Here is a 12,678-nt window from a genome sequence, read left to right as displayed (position 1 = left end):
AGGAATGCAAGTATGATATTACGGTATTAACATCAACATTTTATAACATAAGGCTAGTGATCTTCGCCTTCATCTACCCTCTGTCTGTTTCCTATGCCAAATACGAAATATCCGATCACAACGATCGCCATAAATGTAGCCCCGACAATCAGGGGTAACCGCGTATCCGGGTTAAATGCCATACCGATAATGACGAGCGCCAGATATACGATGATGATATAGTTGCTGATTGGGAACCATTTGGATTTAAAATTGTGATCTCCCATCTCATTGCCCCAACGCTTTCTGAACCTGAACTGGCTGAAGGCCAGTGCGAACCACGGAACCATCCCCGGAAGAACACTTGCGCTATAGATGTACAGGAACAGTTTGGAGTCCGGCATCAGATAGTTGAGTACCACACCCACCAGCAGCAAAGAAATCGTGATGATAATACTGTTGCGGGGAACCCCGCCTTTAGACAACTTTTTGAAAAAGGCCGGTGCCTGTCCATTCTCCGCAAGCGTGTAAAGCATACGTCCTGCACTATAGATCCCACTGTTACATCCCGACATCGCCGCGGTAAGCACGACAAAGTTGATAATTCCCGCAGCAGCGACAATCCCGACTTTGGCAAACGTCAGTACAAACGGACTTCCCGTCTCTCCCACTTCATTCCAAGGGTACAATGTCACGATGACAAAGATGGCCCCAACGTAAAAAATGAGAATACGCCACACGATGTTTTTGATCGCTTTACGCAGCGTGATCTTCGGATTTTCTGCTTCACCTGCCGTAATCCCTACCATTTCAACGCCCTGATAAGCAGCCGTTACGATACACAGGGCAAAGAGGAAACCTTTGATCCCTCCTGGGAAAAATCCGCCATGGCTCACCAGATTCGATAGCCCAATGGGCTGTCCTCCATTCCCCCAGCCGAAGAAGATCAGTCCGGATCCAATCACGATCATGAAGACAATCGCCGTCACCTTGATCAGTGCAAACCAGAATTCGAATTCTCCATAGTACTTTACCGCTGCCAGATTCGCTGCCGCAATAATGAGCACGCCAGCCAAGGCAGGCAGCCATTGTGGAATATCTGGGAACCAGTAGCCTACATAAATCCCAATCGCGGTGACTTCTGCCATACCAACCGTTACCCAGAGGAACCAGTAACTCCAGGCAGTCAGGAACCCGGCGAGTGGACTGATATACTTATGAGCAAATGTGGCAAATGAACCTGTGACAGGCTCCTGAATCAACATTTCCCCCATAATACGCATGACAAAAAAGATAATGATCCCGGCCAACAAATAGGCCAGCAGCACCGAAGGACCTGCCCATTTGATCGTACTTGCCGATCCCATGAACAATCCGACCCCGATCGTACCTCCGAGTGCAATCAGCTCTACATGGCGGGGCTTTAGCCCTCTAGATAGTTGCTTTGATTCCAAACGATTCTCCCCTTTTCACATTCACATTAACGCAATGCAGAATTACTTCACCAAATTGTACGAGATGTGCCGCAGAAATACAACAAGGAATGTAAGGAAGCGGATTCATCGAATAAACAGGCAGCAGGCCATGCAAAACCAGAATAACCAAAGCATTCAATGCTTGTCCCCGTACATACTCATTTGCCTTAGTGTTCTCAATTAAGCCGTACAACAAATTAGCATCCCCATCATATATAGACGCAAGTACTCGTCCAATCCCCTCCGTGTGAAGAAGCTTCGAACAGAACGATAATTCCAGATTATATGGAGGTAGGCTCCAGCAAACTTTGCCGTTCAGCAACGGCATCTTCTCGCGACAACACAGCACATTCACGAAAAGCAAAATGCTTGCAGCCTAGGCACTTCTGGTGATTCAGATGCTGTAATGCATAATTGATGGCTTCACCGGTATGCTCAAACATGTGATCAGGATGAATGCGCTCCATTAAACCCGTTTTCCTCATCATCTCCAAGGGCTGCGCCTGAACGCCTGAAAACAGTATCATGCCACCGCATCGCTCAAAATGCTTCACCAAACTGGCAAGGTTGGCTTCACCTGTTGTATCCATAAAAGGAACCTTCCCCATACGCAGCAGCAGAATACCTGGTCTTTGATGAATCGAATCCATCACCGATTTCTCAAACACATCTGCCGCTCCAAAAAACAAAGGGCCTTCAATCGTATACATACTGATCTGCGGACAATCATGCCCTTCATGAACCATATGCGCCATAACCTTCTCATGCTTGTGATCGGGATCAGGCAGCACTTTGGCAACCTTCAGCATCTCGCTCATGCGCTTCACGAATAGAAGGACCGCCAGGATCAACCCCACCTCCACAGCGGTGGTTAGACTCGTAAAAACGGTGAGCAAAAAGGTAATGAGCAGTACGAGTGAATCACTCGTTTTGGTTTTCATTACATGTATGAACGATCTCCGCTCACTCATATTCCAGGCAACCAGCATCAGCACCGGGGCCATACTGGCAAGTGGGATGTGGGACGCATATGGTGCGAAGAGAACAAGCACCAGCAACACAACAACGCCGTGAATAACGCCAGAAAATGGCGATACTGCACCGGATTTAATATTCGTTGCCGTACGCGCAATGGCCCCTGTTGCTGGAATGCCGCCGAATAGCGGTGTCACCATATTCGCGATCCCCTGCCCAATCAGCTCCCGATTGCTGTTATGACGGCTCCCGGTCATGCCATCCGCAACAACAGCTGATAAAAGCGATTCGATACCGCCCAGCATGGCGATGACAAAAGCGGGCTGCAGCAAACTCACCACACGAGCCCATGTGATCTCTGGAATATGAAACTGGGGTAGCGCTCCTGGAATAATACCGAAGGTCGAGCCAATCGTAGCCACCTGATCCTTGAAAAAGAGTGCAGCCACGACGGTGGATAGAAAAAGACCGACCAGCGAGGCTGGTACCTTTGGTGCAAACTTTGGCACAAGCAAAAGAACAACCAGACAAATTCCAGCTGTCAACAAACTGTATATATTAATCGTCGAGATATGTACACCGATTTCTTTCATATTGGACCAGAAATCCTCGTGCTTCTCGATGCCGCTCAGCCCCAGAAAATTCGCAATTTGCCCACTAAAAATAATCACAGCAATACCCGCCGTAAATCCAATGGTCACGGGTCTTGGAATAAATGTGATCAACGCGCCAAGCTTGAAAACGCCCATAAGTACAAGCATCAATCCGGCCATTATCCCGGCAATAAGCAGATTTTCGTATCCATACTGCATGACAATGGCGAAGAGGATCGGAATAAATGCACCCGTTGGACCACCAATCTGGAATTTGGACCCCCCCAGCAAGGAAATGAGAACGCCCGCGATAATCGTTGTATACAGACCATACTCGGGTTTGACTCCGGAAGCTATCGCAAACGCCATTCCGAGCGGGATCGCAATAATGCCCACGATCAGTCCGGATAACAGATCCTTGCGAAAAGCGGAAGCATTGTATCCTGCAAATCTCCCCATCCATTTCATCGGTCTTAACCTTCTTTTCTTTATATATTTGAATATTTGAATATAATAAAAAGACTACTCCGGTCTGTGCTCTCTGTCAATCGTAATGTTCAAAATAGTTACCCTCATAAAACGCAAAAAACAAGAAGTTACCTGAACTTGCTTCCGGTTCCTCTTGTTTAATGTGTTTAAGTATCTTTTCGAATGTCTTCCAGCATGGAAATGGCATCAACCAAATGATTATCAAAAATCTTTTTAGCAACGGCCAGCAGGTCTTTAATCAAAGGGTCGCGAAGCGAATAAGTAACTGTCGTTCCTTCTTTTAATCCCTGGACAACGTTTTTGCTGCGCAATACAGCCAACTGCTGCGAGACGGCGGAGCCTTCCGATCCCAGAATGCTTTGCAGTTCATTCACATTTTTCGCCCCATCGCTCAGCAGCTCCAGAATCTGAATTCGCATCGGATGCGCCAACGCTTTGAAAAAATCCGCTTTAAACTGTTGTATGCTCTGATTCATACGCTATGCCCCTTCAACCAAACTTTTGAAGATGCAAATATCATAACATATAACATATTGAAAGGAAGTAGAAAGGAAATGTAATGCTCTATGTCGTCCGTGAAGGGTTCATTGGTCGGATTTTAGCCGTAAAGAATCTAAAGGAATCTATAGGCAGCCCTGAGCTGTTTTCTTAATTATCCTAAAGGCAGATGAACCATCACCGTCGTCCCATCACCTTCCTGGCTTTTCATTTCGACGGTTCCGTGATGGAGCATCACAATTTTCTTGACGATCGCAAGGCCCAGACCGTTACCGCTGATGCTGCGGTTTCGCGACAGGTCTGTTTTATAAAACCGATCAAACACATACTCCAGCTGCTCTGGCGCTATTCCAATGCCCGTATCCGTTATCATGAAGTGAATTTCATTAGCTACCTGGTTCGTCCGTATGTGAATATGCCCGCCTGCTGGCGTAAACTTGATGCTGTTCCCCAGCAGATTCATCCAAACCTGATTAAGCTGATCCCGATCTGCTGTAACTTGAATCGGTTCTGCCAACTCCAGATGAACCTGAATATTTTTGGTGGACCACTGCGGCTCGCAGGTAACGATAATTTGCCGAATTTGCTCATCAAGATTATAGGTAGCAGCCTCGAATGGATGATGATCGGAGTCCAGAGATGCAAGCTCCAGCAGATTATCGCTAAGTCTGGATAGCCGTCCACTCTCCGTAATAATGATATCGAGGTAATAGTTACGATCAGTTTCGGCAACCAGACTACTATTTTTCATCGCCATGGCAAAACCGGAAATAGAGGTCAGCGGGGTTTGAATCTCATGAGATACATTGGAAACAAAATCCTGTCTCATCTGTTCTAACTGTTTGAGCTCACTCGCCATCTCATTAAAGCTGTGTGTTAAAGCTCCCATTTCGTCCACACGTTTCGTTTGGATTTCCACGTCAAAATCACCCTTCGCCAGCCGTTTGGTTGCACGAGTCAATACCTGAATCGGTTTCACCAAGTACCTTGCAGCAATAAGAATACAAAGGCTTCCGATAAACAGGGCGAGTAATAATACCAGGAAGACCATCCGATTAATGATATTTTCGTTCTGCGGGGAATATTGCATGAACACGGCTTGTGGCTCCCCTTGGAATGGGAAAGGAAGACCGATAAAGGTCTGATCCACCTCAGCCGGAGAACGATAGACCTGACCCTGCAATACCATTTGAACCAGCTCTTGTGCAATTTGAACGGTCTCCGTATTGTCCAGATCATAGTATGTTACGTTGCCGGAAACGTCATATAGATGAATGGGATAGGTGGATATCTTCACCATACTTTTAATGAATGCCTCCCGGTCCTCCGGGTGTGTTTGTTCATAGAGACGTATCATTTCCTCACCTGTTGCAATCATGTCATTCTGACCGAGATGGTTTACTTCTTTTTTGAACAGAAAGAGCCCTATGAGGAAAGACGACAGCAGGCTGAAGATAATGACAACCAGAAATGTGAAAATGATGCGAACGTATAAGGTCTTGATCATGTGATCACTAACCGGTAGCCCAGACTGCGGGCCGTTTCAATCTGAAAATGGTGGACATCACCAGCAAATTTTTCCCTTAATCGCTTAATGTGAACGTCAACCGTTCGGTCATCCCCTTCATAGTCGCTCCCCCAGATTTTCGTAATTAGCTGTTCCCGGGTAAATATCTGCCCAGGCTGATTCGCCAGCATGAACAGCAATTCGAACTCCTTTAAAGGCAGATTGAGCGTCTCCTCCCCTCGAATCACTTGAAAGCTGCGGCGATTCAGTGTAATGCCCCCCAATTGAATCGTTTGGGAAGAGACAATCAGATACCGTTTCAGCAATGCTTTCACTCTCATCACAAGCTCCAGTGGATCGAAGGGCTTCGTCAAATAATCATCTATTCCAAGCTGGAATCCCTTCACTTTCTGAGCCGATTCCCCTTTTACCGTAACCATCAAGAGCGGCATATTCAGATCCATGCGCCGGATCTCCCGGCATAGTTCCCAACCATCCAATTTTGGCATCATAATATCGAGGATAACCAGATCAATTGGGGATTTCTCAACAATATCCAATGCTTCTGCACCGTCTTTAGCCACCACGATCTCAAATCCCTCATTCCGCAAAAACAAGGTGATCAGCTCACGAATGTGCACATCGTCGTCCACGACAAGGATTTGGGTCATATCAAATGCATGCCTCCAATATATTTCTTCTCCTCTTCCACCTGGGTGGAGGGTTCAACCAAAATGCCAGCCCAACAGATTCCAATGATAGAAAAATAAACATAAGGTTACTGCTGCTAGAGTTACGAACGTATAGTACACACGCTTAGGTAACGTCCAATATTTGTTTTTCCATGCCATAACGTTCATCGTTACGATTGCCACACTCCATCCCACAAGAATCAGAGGCATGAACAGATAAAGACGTAGAGATAGTGGAATATGACTGAGTCGATCGATCAGATCTAAGTTCATCACCAGAAGTGTAGCTCCCAAGGTCACCAATGACCACACGGACGTAACTACCGACAGCAGGACTGCCCATTTCTGCACCCTTGGCATCGCTTTGATTTTGCGTCTACGATAAACAGCTCCCAGTAGTACGGTAATGAACAGAACGGCCGAGATACCGAGCAACGGAAGCCAGAACTTCGATTGATTAATTAACAGGGTTGGCTCCAGTGGCATGGGGTTGAGTATATCCAGAAACAGATACGTGACCTTGCCCTCTGTATCCGTACGGAATCCCATCTGATGCTTCCCGCCGACTTCCTGGAATAGATTCACTCCAATCGGAGTGTATACTTGCTGATCTGCACCACTTCCAATCGACAGCCGGTTATCCGAAACCTCAATATTGATCTGAGTCAGAAAACTGAAAAACTTATCGATCTTCGTGTGATTACGACGTGTAAATTGATATGAGCCAGCATATTTCTCCAGAGGCTCCCCTAGTTCAATAGAGGTTGCAGCAGGCTGCTTCGTCATATGGGCAGGATAGTAACGATCAAAGAAGGCTTGCGCCAATCCTCCTGCTGCCGTTCCACCGTCCCCTCCACTATAGGAAACAAATATGCCGACTTGTTGGTCTGGTACAAGATAGAGCGCTGTATTAAATAGCTCGTCGGCACCTCCATGAGAGATCACACGCAGTCCATTCATATTCAACTCATAAAAGCCCAAGTCCATGGCGGGTAAACGTTCGTCAAACTGGAACGCCGGGGAATGCATAAGCCTGGCGGTTTCCGGCTTGAGAATTTGCTTATCCTCATATCGTCCGTCCTGTAAATGGGCAATCATGAAATGAGCCATATCATTCGCCGAGACACTGCCTGATCCTGCTGGTCGGAAGCCGCCTTCAAACGTAGGGCGCTTGGTTACATACTCGCCATTGGCTCGGGCATATCCAAGTACGGCATAGGGCTTCAACGATGCCGGAACAGGCTCCTCCACCGTAGCATACTTCATGCTCAGCGGATCAAATATATTTTTCCGTATATAGTCATTATAAGCAATGCCACCAACTTCTTCGACGATAAGTCCCGCGAGTGAGGCACCATAGTTGGAATAGGCCATCATCTCGCCTGGAGGCATGACCCGTGCTGGCATATGGTTTGCCATTGTTTCTGCAATGGAAACGGGGAGCTTCTCTGGATCGGTGGTAATCTGATATCCAACACCGCCTTCCTCAAAGCCTGCCGTATGGGTCATGAGATGACGTAATGTAATTGGTTCCGCATAGGTTGGTGGTATTTTCACCGTTTTCAGATAGGTGTTAACGTCAGTATCCAGATCAAGCTTTCCCGCCTCAACCAGCTGCATCACCGCGGTCCATGTGAACAGCTTTGTGGTCGACGCAATCCGAAACAGGCTGGTTTCGGGATCAACGGGTTTATTTTCTTGGATGTTCGAATGTCCGTACCCTTTGGATAGCAGAATCTTCCCATCCTTCACTATCGAAATGACTGCGCCCGGAATCTGTAAAGAATCCATTTGAACATCCATAATCCCATCAATGAATGCTGCTAGCTGTTCTTTGTTATCCAGGTTAACAGCGACTCCCTTCTCTTGTGTACCAGAACTCAATCCGGAAGAGTAAGCCTCTGCTGATACGGGAGCTTTAATCCCTAACCAAGTTGCCCCTAGCGTAGCACCCAACAATACCAGTAACATCATTTTGCAAACCATTTTCCTTATCGACGATGACATAACAAACCTCCACCACTCCGTATATTTTGTGTTGATCACTGTTCCTCGGCTTTCTTTCGAGAGCATATCAAGAACGTATGAACGGAGCGTGAACCCTTTAGTCATATTTTGCCAAATATAATTGGCTTTAGTAAGATAGGGGAAGGTTGAATAAGAAGGGGAGAATGGATATGCCTGACTTTTTACTAGTCTTGTTTTTGTTTAATTTATCTTTATTTCTACTGCACGAAATGGACGCCATTAGACGATCTGAGTGGAAATTGTTTATCGTGCTGAAAGATATGGAAGATGAAAAAGCCTATAAATGCTTCACATTCGTTCACCTACCACTCTACACCGTCATACTCGCACTGCTTTTTAGCTCATATCAAACGATTACGTTCTGGGTGCTGGATATATTTTTCATCATCCATGCGGTACTGCACCTATTTTTCGAAAAACACCCTCGTAATGAATTTAAGAATTCATTTTCCAGATCATTTATTTACCCCATGGGGATTATTGGGGCCATCCATTTGTTAGCGTTATTATTGTAATTTCATTAGATCTTCCACTGAGAAATAAGAAACCGTATGATCGCCTAAAGCGGTCATTTTTTGTATACTCTTTTCCGCTATTTACAACTGTATTTTATTGGTATATATTATAGCCGTCAGGAATGTTAACGCTAACATAAACTGAAAAAAGGAGGATGTCTCCATCCATTTTCGAAAAGGTTTTCGTTTTAGTGAGGGTACCCTTTAAAACATTTCATTTTGAAAGGATGAGGTATCGATGAAAAAACTTAGCAGCACCTTGTTTGTGTTTTTTATGGGCATATCCCTTATGTTCGGCCTGACCGCATCGGCTAATCCCGCCATCGTAAGTTATGGAGGCAGCTATTCCAATACGCTCACTGCTGGTCAAGGATACGCCTACATTCTCCCTAATGCCAAAACCACCGGTACAAGCGTAAAAATTACGGCTTCCGCAGCCAATGCACTTCAACTGCACTACTACTGGAGCTACAATAATACGACAATCGACCTGGGGACAGCCATCGTAAACAACAACAATTACACTGGCGGTTCAGCCTACTACAATCCTGGCACTCTGGTCACTGTGGTAGAACGCGTACCAGCATCCACGACGTTGTACCCTTCCGTATCCTATACCATTTCTTTCAATTAACAATACAACGAACACATAGTATCTATTCTTATATGCAGATTCAAATACATGAACTCTTTCAGTTTAATCAAAAATGCACCTCTTAGAAGTACAAATTGGAGCCTGCCAAGGAATCCATAAACTTCTGTTGGGGTGCTTTTTTTCTGTGAACGGTGAGGCCCCATTTATAGTAAACTGGAGAAAAGGTCTAATCATTCGGGAGGTCTGCTTATGCAAGAGCAACATGCTGCACGAGTCGAATTATTCGTTACCAACACTCAGATCATCAAAAAATCATTCAAATGGCAAAATGTGATGATGCACCGTCTGGCGGCCCTTTTATATGCAGCGGAAAATAAACAAGCCGATGGCGAGGCCATTCGTCAAAGTCATGAATTGATTAAGCAAAACACCAATCTCTTTTCGGCCTTCAGGGGAAATTCGGCGATCAGCGTCGCCACCTTGCTCTCGCTTACAACAGATCAGGAAAAGAAACTGGAAGACACCCTTCTTATCTATGATCTGATGAAAAAAGTCAAATTTCGTACGTCCGATTACCTGGTTATTGCTGCCTATCAGATTGCAGCTCACGCGGCGCCTGACCAATTCGAGCTTAAGGTCGAACGAGCCAAAGCATTTTATGATCACATGAAAGCCCAACACCGCTTTCTTACCGGACAAGACGATTATATTTTCGCTGCCATGCTGGCCCTTTCCGATCTGGATGTAGAATCTGGTGTGACCCGTATGGAGCAGCTCTATGCTGAGTTAAAACCTGAGTTCTCACCGGGCAATAGCGTGCAGGCATTAACCCAAGTGCTGGTCCTAGGAGATGATAATCCGGAGGCAGGTGCCCATGTTCTAGCGTTAAATGAGGCATTCCGCAGACGGGGAATAAGACTAGACAAAATGTACACCCTGCCGGCTCTGGGGATCCTCTCCTTACTGCCCGCTGACATAGATACGCTAGTAGAACAAGTTGAGGAAACGTATGAATGGTTACGCACCCAAAAGGGCTTCGGTGCCTGGTCAATTAACAAACAGGAATTGCTGCTGCTCTCGTCCTCGCTGGTGGCAGTGCAATATGTGGAGGATCTTCGAAATGGCGTTCTGACCACGACGGTCTCCACGAGCATCACCAACATTATCATCGCACAACAGGCCGCCATGGCCGCTGCTGCAACATCGGCTGCCGTCGTAGCTTCGACTTCATCGAACTAAAGGTCATGAAATTCATCTTACAAAATAAAACAGGCCCTCTGGAACCATCCAGAAGGCCTTCTACCTTTGAATCCATCATTGTTGTTAGTCATCGCTACTAAACAATTCCTGTGTCACGAAATTCCTCAATGAAACTATCCAGCCAATCCGAACCATAGTCCAGTGCACCCATATCACTTTCGATAAAAGCAACATCCAGACCCATCACCCAGAATCGGCGAGCGACAATAAAGAGATCAACAGCCTGTTCATCTTCGGCAGAGAAGCTTCTAACCGAACGATAACCTGCCATGAGCGCACTCCATAACGCTACTTTTTGCTCACCAGACTGTCTCTTCCGAGCCTTCACCTGCGCCAGATCGTAGGCACGCCAGCCTTTAGCTGCCCACTCGAAGTCATAATGGATGAACTGATTCCCCTGCTGAAAAGCGTTATTGTTCCCATGCATATCGCCATGACACAGCCCCGTGTCCAAACCTTGTTTGGATGCAACGCCGATGCGTTCTTTTAACTCTCTAGCAAACGTATGTAGGAATGATGATGCTTCATTTTTTTCACCGATGTAGTTAATGATTCGTTCAAGAGGCTCGTCAATTAGCAACTTCGTATCCAACTCATACCGCGGCTGCTCCAATACCACTTGGTCCATCGCCTTATGCAGCTCAGCCGCAGACTGACCAAAAGCGTAACATGACTGTTCATCCTCAAGGTTGTTCTCCGTACCCTCAATATACCGAAACATCACAGCAACCCGCTTGCCTTCAGTGGCCTCCAACACAGTATATCCAGTATGATCTTTCTTCTCGATGTACTCTCCAATATCGGTATGTACAGATGAACCTAAAATGCCCTTTAATTGAGATAACAGGGACAGTTCGTAACGTACATCATTTTCCGTAATTTCAGTACGGTAGACACGAAGAATATACATGCCAGAGGAAGTACGTACCCGGTAGGTATCATTTAACCCTCTCAGCCAGAATAAACATTCTTCCCACGGTCCGATGTCATACTGATCACTCAATGCAAATTCCAGATATTTAGGATTGAGCACTGAACGTAAAGCAGTCGGTTGGTTGAACATATGTATGCTCCTTCAGTTTATATTCCTAGAATTTAGTATCATTCGTGATTGAGGCCCAAACTCCTTTCTTAGAGTAATCCAAGAGGATCTCAACTATTAAACAAAAAGACGCGGAACAAATGCTCCGCGCCATGCTGATTCCGTTAATAACTTTATTTAATCATGAGACTAATTAAGGATTTAGTGCCAGTACATCATTACTAAAAGCATCTTTGTACTGAGAAAACAATCCGGTATCAAATTTATAATCCTCATCATTAGCTGTAGGTTTATTATCCTTTAATGTGTTATACAGAATGTCAGTCTCATTTGAAAGCTTGGTCCACACTTGCTTCAGATCGTCATACTTTGGATCTAACCCTTGTATGTATGTGCCATACTCCGCTTTCTTTTCCATAGATTTACCTAGACGCTCAATTAAGAAATCAATATCCGTTGTCTGGCCTAAAGCATCAGTCCCACGCCTAGTATACGAACTAATGTTTACAAAGCCGTCATTCCAGATATCCATAGTTAGAAAGTTATTAATCTCTCTGAGTTCAGATTCAACAGTCGGCGGCTCTACTTCTGACGAAGATTCTGTGATATTTCCAGAATTCACAATAGTATCTTTTAAAAGCTCTCTCAATTTTTCCTCATCTGTTTTTTCTTTACCTGAACATGCTGCAATTACAATTAGAAAAACTAAAAATAATCCAATCAAAATACTTCTTTTGTTCCATTTTGACACTGGTAATCCTCCTTTTTATCAGTTATTTATTTCCTTATTCATTATCGGCTTCTTTCATAATATTATGAATAATTCTGTCTCTTTTTAACGATTATCTAGTAATATTTTCATTATTTATTTTTAAAACCCTTACTTTCGAACAGGTATGCTCTTACTTTTTTCTATGATTCTTATACGCTAGCGAGTAATGTTATCATGTTAAAACATGCTTCTTTTCATTTCAATTTCACAGCCTTGACCTTGAAGTATACTTCAGGCTTTATACTGTGGATATCATAC

The 12,678-nt window shown here is 45.1% G+C and carries 12 protein-coding genes; 3 read left to right on the top strand and 9 right to left on the bottom strand.

Annotated features, from left to right (window positions below; genetic code table 11):
• Positions 1-53 precede the first annotated feature (53 nt).
• The 7 genes from AC3ITG_RS04200 to AC3ITG_RS04170 form a co-directional block, all read right to left on the bottom strand.
• Positions 54-1,433 (bottom strand): amino acid permease, encoded by a 1,380-nt coding sequence (locus AC3ITG_RS04200; protein WP_489252895.1) that lies wholly within the window; start codon positions 1,431-1,433, stop codon positions 54-56.
• The gene (locus AC3ITG_RS04195; protein ID WP_489252894.1) at positions 1,411-1,782 is read right to left on the bottom strand and encodes a DUF1186 domain-containing protein; all 372 of its coding nucleotides are present in this window, start codon (positions 1,780-1,782) and stop codon (positions 1,411-1,413) included. Before AC3ITG_RS04195 ends, AC3ITG_RS04200 begins: the two co-directional genes overlap by 23 nt.
• On the bottom strand, positions 1,736-3,490 hold the full coding sequence (locus AC3ITG_RS04190; protein WP_489252893.1) for a SulP family inorganic anion transporter: 1,755 nt from the start codon (positions 3,488-3,490) through the stop codon (positions 1,736-1,738). Before AC3ITG_RS04190 ends, AC3ITG_RS04195 begins: the two co-directional genes overlap by 47 nt.
• A 167-nt stretch (positions 3,491-3,657) precedes the next feature.
• Positions 3,658-3,987 (bottom strand): ArsR/SmtB family transcription factor, encoded by a 330-nt coding sequence (locus tag AC3ITG_RS04185; RefSeq protein WP_076291641.1) that lies wholly within the window; start codon positions 3,985-3,987, stop codon positions 3,658-3,660.
• A 176-nt stretch (positions 3,988-4,163) separates the two neighbouring features.
• Positions 4,164-5,516, bottom strand: a complete 1,353-nt coding sequence (locus AC3ITG_RS04180) for a sensor histidine kinase (RefSeq protein ID WP_489252892.1) — start codon at positions 5,514-5,516, stop codon at positions 4,164-4,166.
• Positions 5,513-6,187 (bottom strand): response regulator transcription factor, encoded by a 675-nt coding sequence (locus tag AC3ITG_RS04175; protein WP_413375314.1) that lies wholly within the window; start codon positions 6,185-6,187, stop codon positions 5,513-5,515. Before AC3ITG_RS04175 ends, AC3ITG_RS04180 begins: the two co-directional genes overlap by 4 nt.
• A 54-nt stretch (positions 6,188-6,241) precedes the next feature.
• Complete coding sequence (locus AC3ITG_RS04170) at positions 6,242-8,215, bottom strand: serine hydrolase domain-containing protein (protein WP_489252891.1); 1,974 nt, start codon at positions 8,213-8,215, stop codon at positions 6,242-6,244.
• Between the two features lie 170 nt (positions 8,216-8,385).
• On the opposite strand from AC3ITG_RS04170, the gene AC3ITG_RS04165 reads away from it, so the two are divergent.
• The 3 genes from AC3ITG_RS04165 (at position 8,386) to AC3ITG_RS04155 (ending at position 10,585) form a co-directional block, all read left to right on the top strand.
• The gene (locus AC3ITG_RS04165; protein ID WP_063567174.1) at positions 8,386-8,751 is read left to right on the top strand and encodes a DUF6713 family protein; all 366 of its coding nucleotides are present in this window, start codon (positions 8,386-8,388) and stop codon (positions 8,749-8,751) included.
• Positions 8,752-8,989: 238 nt separating this feature from the next.
• A complete protein-coding gene (locus tag AC3ITG_RS04160) occupies positions 8,990-9,385 on the top strand; it encodes a hypothetical protein (RefSeq protein ID WP_072735676.1) in 396 nt (131 codons plus the stop codon).
• Positions 9,386-9,595: 210 nt separating this feature from the next.
• On the top strand, positions 9,596-10,585 hold the full coding sequence (locus tag AC3ITG_RS04155) for a DUF4003 family protein (RefSeq protein ID WP_489252890.1): 990 nt from the start codon (positions 9,596-9,598) through the stop codon (positions 10,583-10,585).
• 97 nt (positions 10,586-10,682) lie between these two features.
• Here the strand turns inward: AC3ITG_RS04155 and AC3ITG_RS04150 are convergent, their stop codons facing one another.
• Positions 10,683-11,669 carry a phosphotransferase gene (locus tag AC3ITG_RS04150; RefSeq protein WP_489252889.1) on the bottom strand — a complete coding sequence of 329 codons (987 nt, stop codon included), beginning with the start codon at positions 11,667-11,669 and terminating at the stop codon, positions 10,683-10,685.
• Positions 11,670-11,841: 172 nt separating this feature from the next.
• Complete coding sequence (locus AC3ITG_RS04145; protein WP_489252888.1) at positions 11,842-12,399, bottom strand: hypothetical protein; 558 nt, start codon at positions 12,397-12,399, stop codon at positions 11,842-11,844.
• Between the last annotated feature and the right edge of the window lie 279 nt (positions 12,400-12,678).

It is taken from the genome of Paenibacillus sp. GL_099_B (genome assembly GCF_057835695.1).
This window is presented reverse-complemented; position numbering and strand designations above follow the sequence as displayed.

Bases quoted from the DNA above. Each gene is read 5' to 3' on its own strand.
- AC3ITG_RS04195 (WP_489252894.1), bottom strand. From the start codon at position 1,782: ATGCCGTTGCTGAACGGCAAAGTTTGCTGGAGCCTACCTCCATATAAT.
- AC3ITG_RS04190 (WP_489252893.1), bottom strand. From the start codon at position 3,490: ATGAAATGGATGGGGAGATTTGCAGGATACAATGCTTCCGCTTTTCGC.
- AC3ITG_RS04185 (WP_076291641.1), bottom strand. From the start codon at position 3,987: ATGAATCAGAGCATACAACAGTTTAAAGCGGATTTTTTCAAAGCGTTG.
- AC3ITG_RS04180 (WP_489252892.1), bottom strand. From the start codon at position 5,516: ATGATCAAGACCTTATACGTTCGCATCATTTTCACATTTCTGGTTGTC.
- AC3ITG_RS04175 (WP_413375314.1), bottom strand. From the start codon at position 6,187: ATGACCCAAATCCTTGTCGTGGACGACGATGTGCACATTCGTGAGCTG.
- AC3ITG_RS04170 (WP_489252891.1), bottom strand. From the start codon at position 8,215: ATGTCATCGTCGATAAGGAAAATGGTTTGCAAAATGATGTTACTGGTA.
- AC3ITG_RS04165 (WP_063567174.1), top strand. From the start codon at position 8,386: ATGCCTGACTTTTTACTAGTCTTGTTTTTGTTTAATTTATCTTTATTT.
- AC3ITG_RS04160 (WP_072735676.1), top strand. From the start codon at position 8,990: ATGAAAAAACTTAGCAGCACCTTGTTTGTGTTTTTTATGGGCATATCC.
- AC3ITG_RS04155 (WP_489252890.1), top strand. From the start codon at position 9,596: ATGCAAGAGCAACATGCTGCACGAGTCGAATTATTCGTTACCAACACT.
- AC3ITG_RS04150 (WP_489252889.1), bottom strand. From the start codon at position 11,669: ATGTTCAACCAACCGACTGCTTTACGTTCAGTGCTCAATCCTAAATAT.